This is a genomic window from Microbacterium phoenicis, assembly GCF_047302325.1.
In the GTDB taxonomy this organism is placed as follows: Bacteria; Actinomycetota; Actinomycetes; order Actinomycetales; family Microbacteriaceae; genus Microbacterium.
Genome location: NZ_CP154849.1, coordinates 2071281 through 2089204 on the forward strand (window position 1 = coordinate 2071281; position 17924 = coordinate 2089204).

Annotated in this window: 16 protein-coding genes and 1 tRNA gene; 2 read left to right on the plus strand and 15 right to left on the minus strand. The window is 69.2% G+C overall.

Annotated elements, in window-relative coordinates:
- Positions 1–7: 7 nt before the first annotated feature.
- The 4 genes from ABCU91_RS10185 to ABCU91_RS10200 all read right to left on the minus strand — a co-directional run bounded on the left by ABCU91_RS10185 (position 8) and on the right by ABCU91_RS10200 (position 4728).
- A complete protein-coding gene (locus ABCU91_RS10185; RefSeq protein WP_413353583.1) occupies positions 8–2083 on the minus strand; it encodes a fructose-specific PTS transporter subunit EIIC in 2076 nt (691 codons plus the stop codon).
- Positions 2076–3059 carry a 1-phosphofructokinase family hexose kinase gene (locus ABCU91_RS10190; RefSeq protein ID WP_413353584.1) on the minus strand — a complete coding sequence of 328 codons (984 nt, stop codon included), beginning with the start codon at positions 3057–3059 and terminating at the stop codon, positions 2076–2078. Before ABCU91_RS10190 ends, ABCU91_RS10185 begins: the two co-directional genes overlap by 8 nt.
- Positions 3056–3838, minus strand: a complete 783-nt coding sequence (locus ABCU91_RS10195; RefSeq protein ID WP_413353585.1) for a DeoR/GlpR family DNA-binding transcription regulator — start codon at positions 3836–3838, stop codon at positions 3056–3058. Before ABCU91_RS10195 ends, ABCU91_RS10190 begins: the two co-directional genes overlap by 4 nt.
- Before the next feature lie 116 nt (positions 3839–3954).
- Positions 3955–4728 carry a hypothetical protein gene (locus ABCU91_RS10200; RefSeq protein WP_065570413.1) on the minus strand — a complete coding sequence of 258 codons (774 nt, stop codon included), beginning with the start codon at positions 4726–4728 and terminating at the stop codon, positions 3955–3957.
- A gap of 123 nt (positions 4729–4851) precedes the next feature.
- Here ABCU91_RS10200 and ABCU91_RS10205 point away from each other — a divergent pair, with 123 nt between their 5' ends.
- Entirely contained in the window at positions 4852–6864 is a 2013-nt protein-coding gene (locus tag ABCU91_RS10205; RefSeq protein WP_413353586.1) for a DUF262 domain-containing protein, read from the plus strand.
- Positions 6865–6866: 2 nt separating this feature from the next.
- Here ABCU91_RS10205 and ABCU91_RS10210 read toward each other — a convergent pair whose 3' ends face one another.
- The 8 genes from ABCU91_RS10210 to ABCU91_RS10245 form a co-directional block, all read right to left on the minus strand.
- On the minus strand, positions 6867–7085 hold the full coding sequence (locus ABCU91_RS10210) for a hypothetical protein (protein WP_406924126.1): 219 nt from the start codon (positions 7083–7085) through the stop codon (positions 6867–6869).
- A gap of 86 nt (positions 7086–7171) precedes the next feature.
- A tRNA-Gln gene (locus tag ABCU91_RS10215) sits at positions 7172–7243 on the minus strand.
- A 69-nt stretch (positions 7244–7312) separates the two neighbouring features.
- A complete protein-coding gene (gene gltX, locus ABCU91_RS10220; RefSeq protein ID WP_413353587.1) occupies positions 7313–8827 on the minus strand; it encodes a glutamate--tRNA ligase in 1515 nt (504 codons plus the stop codon).
- 42 nt (positions 8828–8869) lie between these two features.
- Complete coding sequence (locus tag ABCU91_RS10225) at positions 8870–10105, minus strand: MFS transporter (RefSeq protein ID WP_413353588.1); 1236 nt, start codon at positions 10103–10105, stop codon at positions 8870–8872.
- Positions 10098–10865 carry a fumarylacetoacetate hydrolase family protein gene (locus tag ABCU91_RS10230; RefSeq protein ID WP_413353589.1) on the minus strand — a complete coding sequence of 256 codons (768 nt, stop codon included), beginning with the start codon at positions 10863–10865 and terminating at the stop codon, positions 10098–10100. Before ABCU91_RS10230 ends, ABCU91_RS10225 begins: the two co-directional genes overlap by 8 nt.
- Before the next feature lie 3 nt (positions 10866–10868).
- On the minus strand, positions 10869–11963 hold the full coding sequence (locus ABCU91_RS10235; protein ID WP_413353590.1) for a branched-chain amino acid aminotransferase: 1095 nt from the start codon (positions 11961–11963) through the stop codon (positions 10869–10871).
- 49 nt (positions 11964–12012) lie between these two features.
- Positions 12013–13065, minus strand: coding sequence for a 3-isopropylmalate dehydrogenase (locus tag ABCU91_RS10240; RefSeq protein WP_413353591.1), 1053 nt, complete (start codon positions 13063–13065; stop codon positions 12013–12015).
- A gap of 34 nt (positions 13066–13099) precedes the next feature.
- The gene (locus ABCU91_RS10245) at positions 13100–14647 is read right to left on the minus strand and encodes an MFS transporter (RefSeq protein ID WP_413353592.1); all 1548 of its coding nucleotides are present in this window, start codon (positions 14645–14647) and stop codon (positions 13100–13102) included.
- 65 nt (positions 14648–14712) lie between these two features.
- On the opposite strand from ABCU91_RS10245, the gene ABCU91_RS10250 reads away from it, so the two are divergent.
- Positions 14713–15255: a TetR/AcrR family transcriptional regulator gene (locus tag ABCU91_RS10250; protein WP_406924119.1), complete on the plus strand. Its 543-nt coding sequence runs from the start codon at positions 14713–14715 to the stop codon at positions 15253–15255.
- Positions 15256–15294: 39 nt separating this feature from the next.
- Here ABCU91_RS10250 and serA read toward each other — a convergent pair whose 3' ends face one another.
- The 3 genes from serA to ABCU91_RS10265 form a co-directional block, all read right to left on the minus strand.
- The gene (serA, locus tag ABCU91_RS10255; RefSeq protein WP_413353593.1) at positions 15295–16899 is read right to left on the minus strand and encodes a phosphoglycerate dehydrogenase; all 1605 of its coding nucleotides are present in this window, start codon (positions 16897–16899) and stop codon (positions 15295–15297) included.
- Positions 16900–17021: 122 nt separating this feature from the next.
- A complete protein-coding gene (locus ABCU91_RS10260; RefSeq protein WP_413353594.1) occupies positions 17022–17366 on the minus strand; it encodes a hypothetical protein in 345 nt (114 codons plus the stop codon).
- 4 nt (positions 17367–17370) lie between these two features.
- Positions 17371–17853, minus strand: a complete 483-nt coding sequence (locus ABCU91_RS10265; RefSeq protein ID WP_413353595.1) for a hypothetical protein — start codon at positions 17851–17853, stop codon at positions 17371–17373.
- Between the last annotated feature and the right edge of the window lie 71 nt (positions 17854–17924).

The following is a 17924-nucleotide window of genomic DNA, read 5'->3' on the forward strand; positions in this document are numbered from 1 at the left end:
CTCCGAGTTAAGCGGCGACCGGCACGGCCTCAGCCGCGTCGACCTCTACGGGCTTCCGCTTTCCGACGTATCTCTTGAGCACGACGAGCAGAAGCGCAGAAACGACCGTACCCGCGACGAGCGCCACCACGAAACCCCAGATGGGATCGATGGCGAACAGGACGAAAATGCCACCGTGAGGGGCCAGGCTGGTCACACCGAACCACATGCTCAACGCGCCGGTGACCGCACCTCCAGCCATGGATGCAGGAATGACACGCAACGGGTCCGCTGCCGCGAACGGGATCGCACCTTCGGAGATGAAGGCAGCACCCAGCAGCCACGCCGCTTTGCCGTTCTCTCGCTCCACGGGAGTGAAGAGAGGTCGAGCGAGGACGGTCGATGCCAGTGCAAGCGCCAGCGGCGGGACCATGCCGGCGCACATCACGGCAGCCATGATCAGATACGGGGCGGGGTTCGAGGTCGACGCTGCAGCGAGCCCCGTGGTGGCGAACACATAGGCGACCTTGTTGACGGGCCCACCGAGGTCGAAGCACATCATGAGCCCGAGGATGACGCCGACCAGGATCAGGCCGGCGCCGCTCTCAGTGAGGCCTGTCAGCCCGTCTGTGAGCCATGCCATCAGGGTGGCGATGGGGCGCCCCAGGAACAGAATGAGAAGCCCAGAGGCGACGATGGAGCCGATCAACGGCACGATGACCACCGGCATCAGGCCCCGCAGCCAGCGCGGAGCGTTGAGGCGACCGAGCGCGTAGGCCACGCCGCCGGCGAGGAATCCGCCGACGATGCCACCGAGGAAGCCGGCATTCATGGTCACCGCGATCGCTCCGGCGACGAAGCCCGGTGCGATGCCCGGGCGGTCGGCGATCGCATAGGCGATGTAGCCCGCGAGAGCGGCCACGAGGAAGCCCATCGATGTGGACCCCATCATGAACGCGACGGACCCGAGGTATTGGCCGAGGGGACCGAACTGCGACGTGATGTTCTCGGTCGGCAGGTTCCAGAGCGAGTTGGCGATGATGACCTTCGCCGCGTTGTCAGTGACCTTGTACCCGCCGAGCGCGAACCCGATCGCGATGAGAAGGCCACCACCCGCAACGAAGGGGATCATGTAGCTGACGCCCGTGAGCAGAATTCGTTGGATCTTCGCGCCGACGGACATCGGGGCCGCAGGCGCAGACCCCGAGGAGGCTGCTGCGGAGCCGGGAACGCGGGCCGCATTCGGGTTCTTCGCCGCGGCGACGGCCTCACGGACCATCTGCGCGGGCTGCTCGATACCGCGCTTCACACCGGAGCGGACGACGGGCTTGCCGGCGAACCGCGCCTGCTCGCGGACGTCCACGTCGACGGCGAAGATGACGGCGTCCGCCTCATCGATGATGCGCTGGTCGATCGCCTTGTAGCCGCTCGATCCCTGCGGCTCGACGGTGAGGTCGACGCCGTCCTTCTTGCCGGTCGCGGTAAGTGCGTCGGCGGCCATGAAGGTGTGGGCGATCCCGGTGGCGCACGCGGTGACCGCGACGATGCGTGCCGGCCGACCGTCGATGAGGAGTTCGTCGTCGACGGCGGGCGCGGACGGCGCCGCCGCGCGCGCCTCGGCGCGGGACGTGGGCGCCTCTGTGGCGGCGGGCGCGTCGGAGATCGCGTCGCGGACGATGGCGACGACCTCGTCGGCGCTCGACGCGGCGCGAAGGCCCGCGGTGAAGTCATCGCGCATGAGGCTGCGCGCGAGCTTCGACAGCACCGCGAGGTGCTCCTCGGCCGCAGTGTCGGGAGCGGCGATGAGGAAGACCAGGTCCGCCCCACCGTCCTCGGCACCGAAGTCGACGCCGGGGTTCAGGCGAGCGAAGGCGAGCGACGCCTGCGTCACCGCGGCGCTCTTGGCGTGCGGGATGGCGATGCCGCCCGGGAGCCCGGTCTCGTCCTTCTCCTCACGCGCCCACGCGTCGTCGGCGAGGCGGCCGCCGTCGGTGGCCCTCCCCTGCGCGGCGACGCGCTGCGCAAGCGCGTCGATGACGGCGCGCTTGTCCGCGCCCAGCGGCTCGTCGATACTGACGAGTTCCGCGGTGATGATCTCAGTCACGGTGACCTCCAGTGGTCGGGTTTTCCTGCTGCGGGAGTCGTCGGACCGGCACCTCGCCGGTCGACAGGTCGTTCGGGGTCGGGGGTTGGGTTCCAGGCAGGGCGGCCGCGGCGGATCCGTAACGGATGCCGGTGCGCAGTCGCTCTTCGGGCGCGGCGCCGGTCGTCTCGGCAAGGAGATACCCGGCGAGCGAGCTGTCCCCCGCGCCGACAGTGCTCCGGACCCGCGTCGGGGGCGGCGTGCCGTGCCAGGAACCGTCGCCGGTCACGAGGACCGCGCCGTCACCGCCGAGGGTGACGAGTGCGGCGCCGACCCGTGCGGGCACGAGGTCCGCGGCGATCGCGGCGACGGCGTCGGCGAGGGCGACCGTGGTGTCGAGGTCCCGCCCGGCGAGCTCGGCGAGTTCCTCGTCGTTCGGCTTGATGAGATCCGGGCGGCCCGAGGCGACGGCGGCCGCGAGCGCCGGCCCCGAGGTGTCGACGGCGATGCGAGGAGCCGCAGCACCCCACGTCGAACGGACGGCCTCGATGACGGAGACGTAGTAGTCGTCCGGGAGTCCCGGTGCGAGCGAGCCGGCGAGGACGAGCCAGGAGGCGCCCTCCGTGGCGGTGACGACCGCGGCGGTCAGGGCCGCGGCATCCGCTTCGGTGAACGCCGCACCCGGAAGGTTCAGCTTCGTCGTGGTGCCCGCCTCGTCGGCGATCGTGACGTTGGCGCGGGTGGCGCCGTCGTGCGGGACGACCCGGGCGGGGATGCCGGTAGCCGTCAACGCGACGGCGAAAGGGTCGCCGGCATCGAGCGGCAGAACCGCGAGAGTGGGACGGGATGCCGCCGCGACGACCCGCGCAACGTTGATGCCCTTCCCGCCCGCATCCTCGCGCGCACCGAGGGCCGCCTGCACCTCGCCGACGCGCAGCGGTTCGCCGAGCGAGATGGTGCGATCGAGCGAGGGGTTCGTGGTCAGCGTGACGATCATGCGACGAGCACCTCCACATCGGCCTCGCGGAGAGCTTCCGCGAGGACCCTTCCGGGCGTCGTATCGGTCAGGAGCACGTCGACGTCCGACAGCGAGGCGAAGGAGACCAGGAGCTCCGCATCGAATTTGTCGCCGTCGGCGACCACGACGATCCGACGCGCGGATGCGACGATCGCGCGCTTGACGGCCGCTTCGTCGGGATCGGGGGTGCTGAGGCCGAACCCCGCGGCGACGCCGTTCGTGCCGATGAAGGCGATGTCCGGTCGCAGGCGGGCGATCGCCTCCACGGTCTGAGCGCCGACGGCCGCGGCGGTAAGCCCGCGGACCCTCCCGCCGATCGCGGTCAGCCCGATCCCGTGGGCACCGGCCAGTGTGTGAGCGACCGACATCGAATGGGTCACGACCTCGAGGTCGCCGGCAGGATGGGGACCGGTGGCGAGGAGTTGCGCGATGGCACCGGTCGTGGTCCCGGCATCGAGATACAGGGCACCGTCGAGTTCGGAGCCGAGGAGGTCGACCGCCGCGCGGGCGATGGCCTGCTTGGAACCGCTGCGTTGCGAGGCGCGCTCGGCGACGGATGCCTCCGCAGTGCTGGCACGGGCACGGTGCACCGCTCCCCCGTGGACCCGTCGGACGATGCCGGCCCGTTCGAGGGCGGCGAGATCGCGGCGGACGGTCTCGGTCGTGACGCTGAATCGGTCGGCGAGGTCCATGACGGCGACGCGGCCATCGCTGGCGATCAGCTGCTCGATCTGCTGCTGGCGCTCCGTTGCGTACATGTGGTCCTCCTTGAACAATTCCACACGTTACAACAGAAACCAACACGAAACAAGAATGCGATAACGAACGACGCCCCCGGTCCAGGACCGGGGGCGTCGTCGCGTGATGCGGAGGGTCAGGCCTCGCTCATGGCGAGGACTTCGCGCTGACCGCGCGCCGCGAGTGCGGCGGCACGAGCGGCGATGCGACGCTCCTGCTCGGCCTGCCCGGCGTCGATGGTCTCCTGGTCGAGCGGAACACTCTCGACGGTGTTCACGCCGTTGTACTTCTCCATGTAGGCGTCGAGCTCGGGGCCGGACTCCCACGACGTGATGAGGCAGTAGCGAGGAGCGTCGCCCGGGTGGTAGGCGGCGTGCCAGAGGCGCTGCGTGTCGATGACGAGCTGCGCACCGGCGGGCAGAGCGATGCGCGTCTCGCCGTTCGGGTCGGTGCGGTTGTCACGCAGGACGAAGAAGCTGTCCTTGTCATCGGTGAGGTTGAAGAAGCTGCGGACGACCCAGCCGGTCCCATCGGGGTTCAGGCGGTTGTTGTCGTCCTGGTGCAGGTTGTACAGAGCGTCGGCGTACGTGTTGGGCTGCAGCTCGATGATGCGGCAACGTCCGACGTTCGAACCGGGCTCGAGCGCGCGCTCGGTGAGGGTCGGCGCCTTCTCGGTCTGGGACGGGATCCAGACGCCGTCCTTGTCGGTGCGCGGCGGCTGGTGGTTCCAGAAGCCGTTGCACTCGATCTCGCCCTTGGCCGACGCCAGCGGCGCGAATCGGGTGTCACCGGAGGACTTCCAGTCGACGTACTCGATGTCGAGCCATTCCTTGGGATCGATTTCCTTGCCGTACATGTCGAGGACGACGTAGCCGGTCTCCTCGAGCAGAGCACTCTTGATGTAACCCATGCGGATCAACCTTTCTGTCGGACGAGCGAAGTTTTTACAGGCCCGACTTAGGTCAGCCTACCTAGCGCCTCTGAGACCGTCAGTAGACTCGACCGGGAAAATTCGAGGAGCGATTCGAGGAACATGAGCAGCGCCACGAACGTCGATGCGACCGCCGTCAACACGATCGATTGGCTCTCGGCCTCGGACACGACGATCGTCGTTCCGGTGTACCAGCGGCAGTACCGGTGGGACATCGGAGGGTGCGAGCAGCTGCTCGGCGACATCCGCGCCGTCGCCGCCAGCGACGACGGCCAGACACACTTCATCGGGTCGATCCTCTCCACCGCGAGCACGGCGGCTGATGACGACGCGCACCTCGTGCTCATCGACGGACAGCAGCGCGTGACCACGCTGATGCTGCTCATCGCCGCACTCCACCACACGCTCCGCGACGACGATCCGGCTCTCGCGACCGAGCTCGAAGCCGTCCTCGTTCGCCGCGACGATCCCCTCCGGACCAAGCTTCGTCCGCACCGGGCGTGGGCGGACGTGTTCGAGAGCGTGGTCCTTGACCACCGCTCCCCCGCAGACGCCGACCGCGCATCGCGTTTCGACGACAACTACGCGTTCTTCCGGAGTCAGATCCGCCCCGACGAGGCCGCGGGGATCTGGCGCGGTCTGCGCAAGCTCGAACATGTGGCGATCACCCTGGGCGTAGGCGCCAACGCCCAGCAGATCTTCGAGAGCCTCAACTCGACGGGTGAGCCCCTCCGTGATCACGAGCTCATCCACAATTACGTCCTCATGGGGCTGTCGCACGCCGAGCAGAGCGAGATCGAGAACGAGTACTGGCTCCCGATCGAGGCGAACACCGGTGAACAGATCGGCGCGTTCTGGCGGGACTACCTCGTCATGCTGACCGGTCGCGAGGTGCTGATCGAGGGTGAGCGCGGTGTGTACGACGCGTTCCGGCACGAATTCCCGCGCCTCGATCGCGAGACCCTCCGTGCGAACGCGGCGCAGTGGCGGGAGCTGTCGGAGATCTACCGGCTCCTGCTCGAACCGTCCGCAGCAACGGATCCCGCCGTCGCGCGCCACTTCGGGGCGATCAACGTCCTCGGTCGCGGCATGTTCCCGATCGCGATGCGTCTGTACCGCGATCACCTGCGGGGCGAGCTGTCGGCATCCGATCTCTCTCAGGCCCTCACCCACGTCGAGTCGCTCCTGCTGCGTCGGACGGTCGTCGGCCTGCCGATCGACCGCCTCGTCGCCCGCTTCTGCCGGGCCGCGGACGAGGGCATGGAGTCGCTCGTCCTCGCGATCGCGCGCATCACGCCGTCCGATGAGCGGACCCGGGTCGGCCTCCGCTACGGGGAGCTGCCGCACCCGGCTTTCGTCCTCGAGCGCCTCGCGGGAGTCGGCCCCGATTCGGACCTCGTCCTCGAGCACATCCTGCCCACCGCTCCCGCCGATGACTGGAGCGGGGACGGGGTCCGCCGGTGGGCGGCTCTCACCGACGATGAGCAGAACGCGCACCGGGCGCTCGTGAACACCTTCGGAAACCTGACCCTCCTCGAGGAGCACCTCGCGGACCGCGTGTTCGATGCGTCATTCGCCCACAAGCGCACGGCGTACGAGTCGAGCTCGGTGCCGCTTACCCGTGAGGTCGCGGGCGCCGAGGCATGGTCGACGGCGCAGATCGCGGCGCGCACCGAACAGCTGACCGCCCGCTTCATGGATGCCTGGCGCCGGCCTGCCGTCGTGGGGATCGACGACGACAACCTGACGCCGATCCTCGATGCCAAGAAGCGGCGCGGGTGGCCGCGCGGCTGGCAACGGGAGTTCGATTACGTCGAGTACCGCGGCGAGCACTGGGATGTGCGGGACGTCCGCTACCTCTTCAACCGAGTGTTCGCCCGACTCTGGGCAGACTCACGTCAGAGCGTCATCGACTACAGCGCACGCCAGGGTGGTCCGGTGTACCCCGCGATGGCGTGGAACGGTCAGTGGGACCAGCTGGGTGAGGGTCAGTACCTGTACCTCGGGTGGGATTCGAAGTACATGCTCTCCGCGATCCAGGGCGTGCTCGAAGAGGCGGGCTGGGCGTCGGAGGTCTTCGTCATCTACTCCTACATCGGCGACGCGATGCGCTGAGGTCAGTCGCCGTCGGCTCCGCCATCGGCCTCGGGCGCGGGGTCGACCGGGATCTCGATCCAGGTGGCCGTTACGGGCGCCTGCGACAGCAGATCGGGCGTCCACCCGCCGACCGCCGGACCCTCACCCAGCCGATCGATCGGGTTCGTCGGTTCGAGAGGCTCGGACGGAAGACCGCCCCATTCGGACGGTTCTTCGGGTCGTTGCGTGAAGAGTCCCATGGGACCATTCTGCGCCTGCGCTCGCAACGGCGAAAGGTGTCGCAGGAAAAGCAAAACCCCCGCCGGAGCGGGGGTTTTTTATCTTGCTGGGGTACCTGGACTCGAACCAAGAACAACGGAACCAGAAACCGCCGTGTTGCCAATTACACCATACCCCACTGGATCCGGCCGGAACCGTTCCGAGGGTCAAGCTTAGCCCACGGCGCGGTCCCGGCCAAACCGGGGCATCAGCCGCGTGTCGCCCGCAGCTTCTCGAGACGCGCGATCGACACGTCCTTGCCCAGAAGCTCCATCGACTCGAACAGCGGCGGGGACACGCGACGGCCACTGAGCGCGACACGGGCCGGCCCGTAGGCGACGCGCGGCTTCAGGCCCAGTCCGTCGATGAGCGAGCCCGCGAGGGCCGCCTGGATGGCGTCGGCGCGGAACGCGTCGGCCGGCACGCCTTCGAGTGCGTCGATGGACGCGGCCAGGACCTCGGCGGCGTTCGCGGGCAGCCCCTTGAGGGCGTCCTCGTCGTAGGTCTCGACGTCGCGGAAGAGGAAGCCGAGCAAGCCGGGGGCCTCACCGAGCATCTGCATGCGCTCCTGGACGAGCGGTGCGGCCTTCGCGAGCATCTCGCGCTGCGCGTCGGTGGGAGGCGTGCTGACGACACCGGCGCCGACCAGGTAGGGCACCAGACGCGACGCGAAGTCGGCGGGCTCCAGCATCCGGATGTGGTCTCCGTTGATGGACTCGGCCTTCTTCTGATCGAAGCGGGCCGGGTTGGGGTTGACGTTCACGATGTCGAACGCCTCGATCAGCTCCTGACGCGTGAAGACGTCGCGGTCGGCGGCGATAGACCAGCCGAGGAGCGACAGGTAGTTCAGCAGACCCTCGTGGATGAAGCCCTTCTCGCGCTGCAGGAAGAGGTCGGCCTTCGGATCGCGCTTGGAGAGCTTCTTGGTGCCCTCCTCGCCCAGCACGAGCGGCATGTGCGCGAAGCGCGGCACGAAGTCGGTCACCCCGGCGTCGATCAGCGCGCCGTAGAGCGCGAGCTGGCGCGCCGTCGACGGCATGAGGTCCTCGCCGCGGAGGACGTGGGTGATCCCCATGAGCGCGTCGTCGACCGGGTTGGTGAACGTGTAGAGCGGGATGCCGCCGGCGCGAACGACCACGAAGTCGGGGAAGGACCCGGCGGGGAAGGTGACCTCGCCGCGGATGAGGTCGACGTAGGTGACGTCCTCGTCGGGCACGCGCAGGCGCCACGCGGGCTCGCGCCCCTCGGCGCGGAAGGCGGCCTTCTGCTCGTCGGTGAGGGTCCGGTCGTAGTTGTCGTACCCGAGCTGCTTCGCGCGACCCGCCGCGACGTTCCGAGCGTCGATCTCCTCGGCCGTCGAGTAGGACTCGTAGACCGCTCCGCTGGCGACCAGCTTGTCGAGCACCTCACGGTAGGTGTCGTGGCGCTGAGACTGCCGGTACGGCTCGTGCGGTCCGCCCTTCTCCACGCCCTCGTCCCAGTCGATCTCGAGCCACGTGAGTGCATCGACGAGCTGACGGTAGCTCTCCTCGCTGTCGCGGGCGGCGTCGGTGTCCTCGACGCGGAAGATCATCTTGCCGCCCGTGTGCCGCGCATACGCCCAGTTGAACAGGGCGGTGCGGACCATGCCGACGTGCGGCAAGCCGGTCGGCGAGGGGCAGAAGCGGACGCGGACGTCCGAGCCGGAAGCGGTCGTGGTGAGGGGGTGCGGTGCAGTGGACATCGCCCTCAAGTCTACGGCCGCGGCCCGCGCCCTCCCGCGAGCTCAGCGGCGGGCGTAGGGCGAGAGGGCCGTGATCGCGACGACGACCGCGAGAGCGACGAGCGCGAGCCCGCCGTACCCGATGAGACTCAGGATGCCACCGGCCAGCACGGACCCGATGGCCGCCGACAGCGTCATCGCCGTGTCGCTGCGTCCCTGCCGGCGCGGTCGGAGCTCGGTCGGCGTCGCCTCGGTCAGCAGCGCCGCACCGCCCACGGTCGCGGCGCTCCATCCGAGCCCGAGCAGCAGGAGCGCGATGAACACGGCTGTGGGCGAGTTCGGCGCGATCGCCGCCGTGACGAGCGAGGCGGCGAGGATCGCCTGCCCGAGCAGGATCGTCTGCAGCCTCCCCCACCGATCGGCCAGGATGCCGAAGACCGGCGAGAGACCATACATGCCGAACACGTGCGACGCGATGGTGACGCCCACGATCGTCGTCACGTTCCGGGGGTCGAGGTGGGACAGATGCACCGGCGTCATCGCCATGACGGACGCCATCGTCACATGCGACCCCGCCACGGCGAACACCGCGTATCTCGCGACGATGGGACGGTCGACCTCGACGATTCGCTGCGCCCCGATGTCCCTCGTGCGCGCGAGCTGCTGCGCGACCCTCAACGGGTCCGGCCGGAGGGCGACGAGGTACAGGATCAGGGCGAGCGTCTGCGCGACGATCGAGAAGGCGTACGAGCCGGTGAGCGGCGGCATCCCGAGCCACTGGCCGACCGCTTCGCCCGGTGTCAGCATCAGGGGCCCCACGACCCCGCCCACGGTCGTCGCCCACACCACGGTGCCGAGGTCCCGTCCGCGACGCCCCTGCCCCGAGAGATCGGTCGCGGCGAACCGCGACTGCAGGTTGCCCGCATTGCCGGCGCCGATGAGGATGACACCGACGAGCAGGAGCGGGAACAGCCGCAGGGCGGCCGACGTGATCACCACGGCGATCCCGACGAGGGCCAGCAGGTTCCCCAGGGTCAGCGCGCGACGGCGCCCCTGCGCCGACGCGAGTCGGGCGAGGGGGATCGCGCAGAGCGCGGCTCCGAGGGTGACGGACGCCGTCGCGAACCCCGACAGCGACTCCTCGCCCGACAGGTCGGCCGCGAGCAGCGCCCCCAGCGAGACCGTCGAGCCGAAGGCGACGCCGCCGAGGACCTGCCCGGTGGCGAGGACGCCGACCGTCCGCCGCTGGATGCGGGCGACGTCGGCCGCCGAGAGGGTGAGGTCTCCCCCGTCAGGCATTCCGCGCCGTGTTGCGCAGGATGCCGAGACCCGTGATCTCGACTTCGAGCACATCACCGGCGTGGAATTCACCGATCCCCGCGGGCGTGCCGGTCAGGATCACGTCGCCCGGCAGAAGCGTGAAGGCGGCGGACGCGTAGGCGATGATATCCGGCACGGAATGGACCATGTCGGAGATGGGGCCGTCCTGACGGACCTCTCCGTTGACGCGGGAGACGATCCGCGCCCCGCCCTCCAGGTCGAACTCCGTCTCGATGATCGGTCCCAGGGGGCAGAACGTGTCGAACCCCTTGGCACGCGACCACTGTCCGTCCGAGCGCTGCAGATCGCGGGCCGTGATGTCGTTGCCGATCGTGTACCCGAAGACGTAGTCGAGGGCCTTCTCGGCCGGGACGTTCTTCGCGACGCGGCCGATCACGACGGCGAGTTCGCCCTCGTAGTCGGTGCGCTGCGACTGCGGCGGCCGCACGATCGCGTCATCGGGGCCGATGACCGAGGTGTTCGGCTTCAGGAACAGAAGCGGCTCGGCGGGCGCCTCGCCGCCCATCTCCGCGGCGTGGTCCCGGTAGTTCTTGCCGACGCAGACGATCTTCGACCGCGGGATCGACGGAGCGAGGAGGGTGATCTCGGCGAGCGGGATGCGCTCGCCCGTCGTCTCGAAACCGGCGAAAAGCGGGTCCCCCGTGAGCTCGACGACCTCTTTCTCGTCGATGATCCCGTAGCGGATGGCCTCGTTGCGGCTGTAGCGGACGATGCGCACGGCTCAGCCGTCCAGCCGGGTGAGCCAGCCGTGCACGTCTTCGGCGCGACCGTATTGGATGTCGGTCAGGTGCTGCCGCAGTTCGAGCGCGAGCGTGCCGGTCGGTTGCGCGTCCTCGAATCCGGCGGCCTTCAGTGCGCCGATGGGGGTGACCACCGCCGCGGTGCCGCACGCGAACACCTCGACGATGTCTCCCGATGCCACGCCGTCGCGCCACTCGGCGAGCGATACGGGGCGGCGCTCGACGCGATGCCCCCGGTCCTCCGCGAGCTGCAGGATCGAGTTGCGGGTGATGCCGGCGAGGATCGACTCGGACTCGGGCGTCACGAGCGTGCCGTCCTTCATCACGAAGACGACGTTCATCCCGCCGAGCTCCTCGACGTTGCCGTCCTCATCGAGGAAGACGACCTGGTCGCAGCCCTTCTCGTAGGCCTCGGACTGCGGCAGAAGGCTCGCGGCGTAGTTGCCGCCGGTCTTCGCTGCTCCTGTGCCGCCCTTGCCGGCCCGCGCGTAGTCCTCGCTCAGCCAGATCTTCACGGGGTTCACGCCCCCCTTGAAGTAGGCGCCCGCGGGGCTCGCGATCAGGTAGTACGCGACCTTCTCCGCGGGGCGGACGCCGAGGAAGGCCTCCTTCGCGAACATGAAGGGGCGCAGGTAGAGACTCTGGTCCTCGCCGGAGGGGACCCACGCGCCGTCGACGGCGATGAGCTCGCGGAGTGACTGCAGGAAGTACTCCTCGGGGAGCTCCGGAAGCGCCATCCGACGAGCCGACCGCTGCAGGCGCGCCGCGTTCTCCTCAGGACGGAACGTGTGGATCGAGCCGTCGACGTGGCGGTACGCCTTGATGCCCTCGAAGATCTCCTGGCCGTAGTGCAGCACCGCCGCGGCTGGCGAGAGCGAAATGGGGCCGTAGGGCGAGACGCGCGGACGATGCCACCCGCCCTTCACAGACCAGCAGATGTCGACCATGTGGTCGGTGAAGTTCGTGCCGAAGCCGGGGTTCGCGAGGATCTCCTCGCGGGCGGACGGCGAGACGGCGGCCAGGTTCTTCGTCACCGAGAAGGTGAGGGGGGCTGCGGTCGAGTCGGTGAGGGTCATGTCATTCCTGTTCCTCGCGCGGCGTCTGCGCGGCGCGCATCCAGTCAGATTACGCCCGGAGGCGTGCGGTGATGGCGTCGCCGACCTGCGCGGTCGTGCGGGCGGAGCCGTCCCGCGCCTCGATGTCCTCTCGCGCAGCGCGGGTGACGCGCTGCGCCTCGTCGCTCAACCCGAGGTGCTCGAGCAGGAGGGCGACGGAGAGGATCGCGGCGGTGGGATCGGCGATCTGCTGTCCGGCGATGTCGGGCGCGGAACCGTGCACGGGCTCGAACATCGACGGGAACGCGCCGTCGGGGTTGATGTTCCCCGAAGCGGCGAGGCCGATGCCTCCGGTGACGGCGCCGGCCAAGTCGGTCAGGATGTCACCGAAGAGGTTGTCGGTGACGATCACATCGAAGCGGCCCGGGTTCGTGACCAGGAAGATCGTTGCCGCGTCGACGTGCAGGTAGTCTACGGCGACGTCGGGGTGCTCCTGCGCCACCTCGTCGACGATCCGCTTCCACATTCCCCCGGCGTGGACGAGGACGTTCGTCTTGTGGACGAGGGTGAGCTTGTTGCGACGCTTCTCGGCCTGCGCGAAGGCGAACCGGACGACCCGTTCGATGCCGAACGCCGTGTTGACCGACGTCTCGTTCGCGATCTCGTGCGGGGTCCCCGTACGGATGGAGCCGCCGTTGCCGACGTAGGGACCCTCAGTGCCCTCGCGGACGACGACGAAGTCGATGTCCCCGGGGTTCGCGAGCGGCCCGGAGGCGCCCGGGTAGAGCACGGACGGGCGGAGGTTGACGTAGTGGTCCAGGGCGAAGCGCAGCTTCAACAGCAGGCCCCGCTCGATGTTCGCGTCCTTCAAGCGGGGGTCCCCCGGCATCCCGCCGACGGCGCCGAGCAGGATCGCGTCGTGAGACGCGATGGCTGCGAGGTCATCGTCGGTGAGAGTGTCACCGGTCTCGAGGAAGCGTACGGCACCCAGTGAGAACCGGGTCTTCTCGAACGCCACCTCCGCCCCCTCGGTGACGGCGTCGAGGACCTTCTCGGCCTCTGCGACGACCTCGGGGCCGATGCCGTCTCCGGGGATGATGGCCAGCTTCACGACGCGCGACATCGCTCTCCTCGTTGTCGGGGGGACCCGCGTGTCGTCAGTGGTCGACGCGCGGAGTGCGGGTTCCCTTCAGCGTAGTGGCCGCGATGACGGCTGCGCCGACGACGAGGACCGCGCCGATGATCGACGTCACGCCGACACCGGAGTCGAAGGCGGATGCCGCGGCATCCAGCACGCGCCGGCCGAGCCCCGCCGGCAGGCCCTCCGCCACCGTCACCGCGCCGCCCAGCGTTTCGCGGGCGGCGTCCGCAGCGCCGGCGGGCACTCCCTCGGGAAGGCGGATGCCGGAGCGGTAGAGGGCGGTCAGGATGCCGCCGAGCACAGCCGTGCCCAAGACCGCGCCGAGCTCGTATGCCGTCTCGGACACCGCGCTCGCGGCGCCCGCCTTGGCCGGCGGAGCGGTCGCGAGGATCAGCTCGTTCGACACCGTCTCCGCGGCGCCGATGCCGAGACCGAGGAGCCCGAAGGCGGCGATGAGCGTGCCGAGGGCCGCGGCATCCGTCGACAGGGCGATCATCACGTACGCGGCGACCGACAGCGCCAACGCGACGGGCACCACCGCTCGCGGAGAGACACGGCGCGAGATCGGCACGACGGCGAGGCCGGAGACGATCATCAGCACGAGCCCGGGCACGAGGGCGAGACCGGCCTTCAGCGGGCTGAGGCCGACGATCAGCTGAAGATGCTGGGTCACGAAGTACAAGAACCCGACGAGGGCGACGACGCTGAGGAGGTTCACCAGCAGAGCGCCCGTGAACGCACCCTGCCGGAACAGCCGCATGTCGAGCATGGGGGCGTCGGAGCGCAGCTGACGGCGCACGAACATCCACCCGAAGGCCAGACCAGCGAGGACCAGCACGACCGGCAGCACCCCTGGACCGTGGACCGCGAACTCCTTGATGGCGTAGACGATCGGAACCATCGTCGCCATGCTGAGGACGATGCTCAGCGGATCGATCCTGCCCGGCTTCGGATCCCGGCTCTCGGGCACGAGGATCGGCGCCAGCACCAGGAGCGGAACGAGGACCGGCACGGCGAGGAGGAAGACGGAACCCCACGCGAAGTGCTCGAGGAGCACACCGCCGATGATCGGGCCGAGGGCCGAACCGGCCGAGAACATCGACGCCCACACCGCGATCGCGAGCCGGCGCTGGTCCCGGTCGGTGAAGATGCTCCGCAGGAGCGACAGCGTCGACGGCATGAGCATCGCCCCGAAGAAGCCCATCGCCGCGCGGGCGACGATCAGGAGCTCCGGCGAGGGCGCGAACGCCGCCAGCGCGGAGATGACCGCAAACCCGGTCGCGCCGATCATCAGGAGGCGCCGGCGACCGAGACGGTCTCCCAACGAGCCCATCGTCACCAGCAGGCCCGCCAGAACGAGCGGGTACACATCAATGATCCACAGCTGCTGCGCGCTCGTCGGGGTCAGGTCGCGTGCGATCTCGGGCAGCGCGAAGCTCAGCACCGTGTTGTCCACCGACACCAGGAGCACCGGCAGCATGAGCACCGCGAGCGCCGCCCAGCCCCGCCATCCCTGTCGCGTCCCGGCGGCGTCGGCCACTCGGATCTCTTCTGTCAACGTCATGATTTATACACCGTCCAGCCGGTATAGTAACAGAATCGGATGCTGGCCGGGAGAGGATCGGAGACATGAGCAGACCACCTCGGGCGCGCGAGAGCGTCCTCGACGCCTTCGAAGCCGCCCTGATCGACGGGGGCGCCCGCGGCGCGACGATGGACGCCGTGGCCGCCGCCGCCGGCGTCTCGAAGGGCGGACTGCTCTACCACTACGCCACGAAGGAGGCGCTCGAAGCCGCCCTGATCGAGCGGATGCGACGCCTCGTCGACGCAGACGTGGAAGACATGCTCCGCTCCCCCGACGGGATCGTCGCCGCCTTCGTCCGCACCTCCGTCCAGTCCGACACTCCCCTGGACCGCGCGATGGTGGCGACCTCCCGCCTGGCGCAGACCGGGCACGACGCGGCATCCGTCGCCCTTCGCGACGTGCGGCGGGTGTGGGAGGATGCTCTCCGGCCGCACACGCGCGACGAGAGCGCTCTGCAGCTGGTGCTGCTCGTCAGTGACGGGCTCTACTTCAACAGCGCGCTGGCGACGACGGGCGTGCCCGGCCCCATCCCGCAAGGCGCCGACCTCGACGCACTGATCGCGCTCGTCGAGCGCGCGGCGCGCTGAGGCATCCACCGCCGACCTGGCGAAGGATGCCGCAGCGCCTCAGACCTCGGTGAGCTCGATCTGCCGGAAAAGGTCCGCCTGGACCGAGGCGCGGAGCTCGTCGAGCATCGCCTCGGGGATCGGCGAGTCGACCGTCAGGACCGAGAGAGCACGGCCGCTCGCGTCGGGGCGCGCGACCTGGAGCCCGGCGATGTTGATGCCCGCTTCGCCGAGCTTCTGCCCATAGATCGCGACGATGCCGGGCCGGTCGGCGTACCGCATGACCACGTGATAGCGGTTGATCGGCACCTCGACCTCGTAGCCGTTGATGCCGACGACCTTCGGCACCATGCGCGTCCCGGCGAGGGTCCCCTCGACGGTGAGCACGGTGCCGTCCGACAGCGTCCCTCGGAGGATCGTGATGTTCCGGTAGAGCGGGCTCTCGGACTCGACGATCAGTCGGGTCTCGATGCCGCGCTGCTCGGCGAACAGCGGCGCGTTCACGTACGAGACGTTCTCGCTCACGATGTTCGTGAAAATGCCCTTCAGAGCTGCCAGCCGGTAGACGCTGACGTCGTAGTCGGCGAGTTCGCCGCGGACCTCGATGTCGAGGCTCGTGAGGGCGCTCGGGGCGAGCCCCGTGAAGATCTGACCCAGCTGCTCGACGAGCGCGATGCCGGGACGCACGAACGGGTCGATGACGCCACCGGCGACGTTCACGGCATCCGGAACGAGGTCGCCCTCGAGCGCAAGCTTGACGGACTTCGCGACCGACACGCCCGCCTTCTCCTGGGCCTCTTCGGTCGACGCGCCCAGGTGGGGCGTGACGATGACGTTCGGCAGCGACAGCAGCGGGAAGGCCGTGCCGTCCTCCTTCGGCGGCTCGCTCGTGAACACGTCGAGTCCGGCGCCGGCGATCTGGCCGGTCGTCAGCGCCGTGTGCAGCGCCGCCTCGTCGATGAGGCCGCCGCGGGCGACGTTCACGACGTAGGCGGTGTCCTTCATGATCTCGAACTGTGCGGCGCCGATCATGCCGGTCGTCTCGGGGGTCTTCGGCATGTGGATCGTGACGAAGTCGCTGGAGCTCAGCAACTCGTCGAGACCCAGGAGCTGCACTCCGAGCTGCTGCGCGCGCGTGGGGGTGACGTAGGGGTCGTAGGCGACGACGGAGACCCCGAAGGCCTGCAGACGCGCAGCGATGAGCGCGCCGATGCGACCGAGGCCGATGATGCCGACGGTCTTCTCGTAGAGCTCGGTGCCCGTGAACGACGAGCGCTTCCACGCGCCGGTCGCCAGCGACGCGTGCGCCGCCGGGATGTGACGGGCGAGGCTCAGGATGTGACCGACGGTGAGCTCGGCGGCCGAGATGATGTTCGACGTCGGTGCATTGACGACCATGACGCCCGCGCTCGTAGCCGACTTGATGTCGACGTTGTCGAGACCGACTCCGGCCCGCGCGATCACCTTGAGCGACGGAGCTGCGGCGATCGCCTCGGCATCCATCTTCGTCGCGGAGCGGATGAGGACGGCGTCCGCATCGGCGAGGGCCGGGAGGAGCGCGCCACGGTCGGCACCGTCCACGGATCGGACGTCGAAATCGGGGCCCAGGGCCTCGATCGTGGCGGGAGAGAGTTCTTCGGCGATCAGGACGACAGGCTTGGGCACGGCAGACCTTCGGGTACGCGAGTGTGGATCGCCACGAGTCCGGCCGGGCTGGGACCGACGACGGTACGCGGCACGGCCAGCCTAGCGAATCCGACCGGACGGCCCCGACCGTGTGACGCCGATCACGACCCGATGAGGGAGTTCCCGTTGGTGATCGCGTAGGTGAGGATGTTCAGCCAGAAGACGGCGACGAGCCCCAGCCCGACGAGGAGGACGACCGCGAGCTGGAAGAGCGGGCGCCTACGCCCGAGCACCACGGCTGCGACGAACACGATGATCGGGAAGACGACCGAGAACAGCAGGATCGCCCATCCACCGCCGTTCAGTCCCTCGACGCCGCTCGCCTGCGCGACGAGGAAGGCGACCGCCGTCCACACCGCGTAGGCGTAGAAGAGCCCGAAGACACCCGAGATGGCCGCGAGCACCCAGGACGTTCCGCGGCGGACAGGAGAAGACGAAGTCGTCACGGCGTCACAGTCCGATCACGAAGGGCCAGGGAACGAGGAGGAAGACGCCGACGACCAGCCAGACGAATCGAACCCACGTCGCAGCGGAGCGGGTCAGGAGGAAGGTGCCGCCGAACCACAGCACCGGGGCCGCAGCGGCCACGAACAGGGCCGGGACGACCGAGGCAGGCTCGAGCCAGAACGACGTCGCTGCCGACAGGCGGGAGGCCGCCAGGATCCAGCCCACGGTGTAGAGCAGGTAAATCCCTCCGAGCAATCCGAGCGAGACGAGGGCGACGTTGCCGAGGGATGCCGGGGGCTCCGCCTCGTCCGTCGCGACGTCACCAGCCGACTCCGGCTCGGTGACGGCTGCACCGCTCCCCTTCCCCACAGCCTGCCAGCCGCTCGGCAGAGACGCATCGGTGCGCTCGGGGCGCGGCGGTCGCGTCGGAGAATCGTCGCCTTCCCAGCGGAAGGCATCCTCGTCGTCTCGGGGGTCGGAAGCCACGGTCCGAGTCTACCGACGCCGAAGGCCCGACCCCTTGTAAGAGTCGGGCCTCCGTGGCTCATGTCAAGCCG

Excerpts from the sequence above, each read along its gene's own strand:
- ABCU91_RS10190 (WP_413353584.1), bottom strand. The coding sequence starts at position 3,059 with ATGATCGTCACGCTGACCACGAACCCCTCGCTCGATCGCACCATCTCG.
- ABCU91_RS10195 (WP_413353585.1), bottom strand. The coding sequence starts at position 3,838 with ATGTACGCAACGGAGCGCCAGCAGCAGATCGAGCAGCTGATCGCCAGC.
- ABCU91_RS10200 (WP_065570413.1), bottom strand. The coding sequence starts at position 4,728 with ATGGGTTACATCAAGAGTGCTCTGCTCGAGGAGACCGGCTACGTCGTC.
- ABCU91_RS10205 (WP_413353586.1), top strand. The coding sequence starts at position 4,852 with ATGAGCAGCGCCACGAACGTCGATGCGACCGCCGTCAACACGATCGAT.
- ABCU91_RS10210 (WP_406924126.1), bottom strand. The coding sequence starts at position 7,085 with ATGGGACTCTTCACGCAACGACCCGAAGAACCGTCCGAATGGGGCGGT.
- gltX (WP_413353587.1), bottom strand. The coding sequence starts at position 8,827 with ATGTCCACTGCACCGCACCCCCTCACCACGACCGCTTCCGGCTCGGAC.
- ABCU91_RS10225 (WP_413353588.1), bottom strand. The coding sequence starts at position 10,105 with ATGCCTGACGGGGGAGACCTCACCCTCTCGGCGGCCGACGTCGCCCGC.
- ABCU91_RS10235 (WP_413353590.1), bottom strand. The coding sequence starts at position 11,963 with ATGACCCTCACCGACTCGACCGCAGCCCCCCTCACCTTCTCGGTGACG.
- ABCU91_RS10240 (WP_413353591.1), bottom strand. The coding sequence starts at position 13,065 with ATGTCGCGCGTCGTGAAGCTGGCCATCATCCCCGGAGACGGCATCGGC.
- ABCU91_RS10245 (WP_413353592.1), bottom strand. The coding sequence starts at position 14,647 with ATGACGTTGACAGAAGAGATCCGAGTGGCCGACGCCGCCGGGACGCGA.
- ABCU91_RS10250 (WP_406924119.1), top strand. The coding sequence starts at position 14,713 with ATGAGCAGACCACCTCGGGCGCGCGAGAGCGTCCTCGACGCCTTCGAA.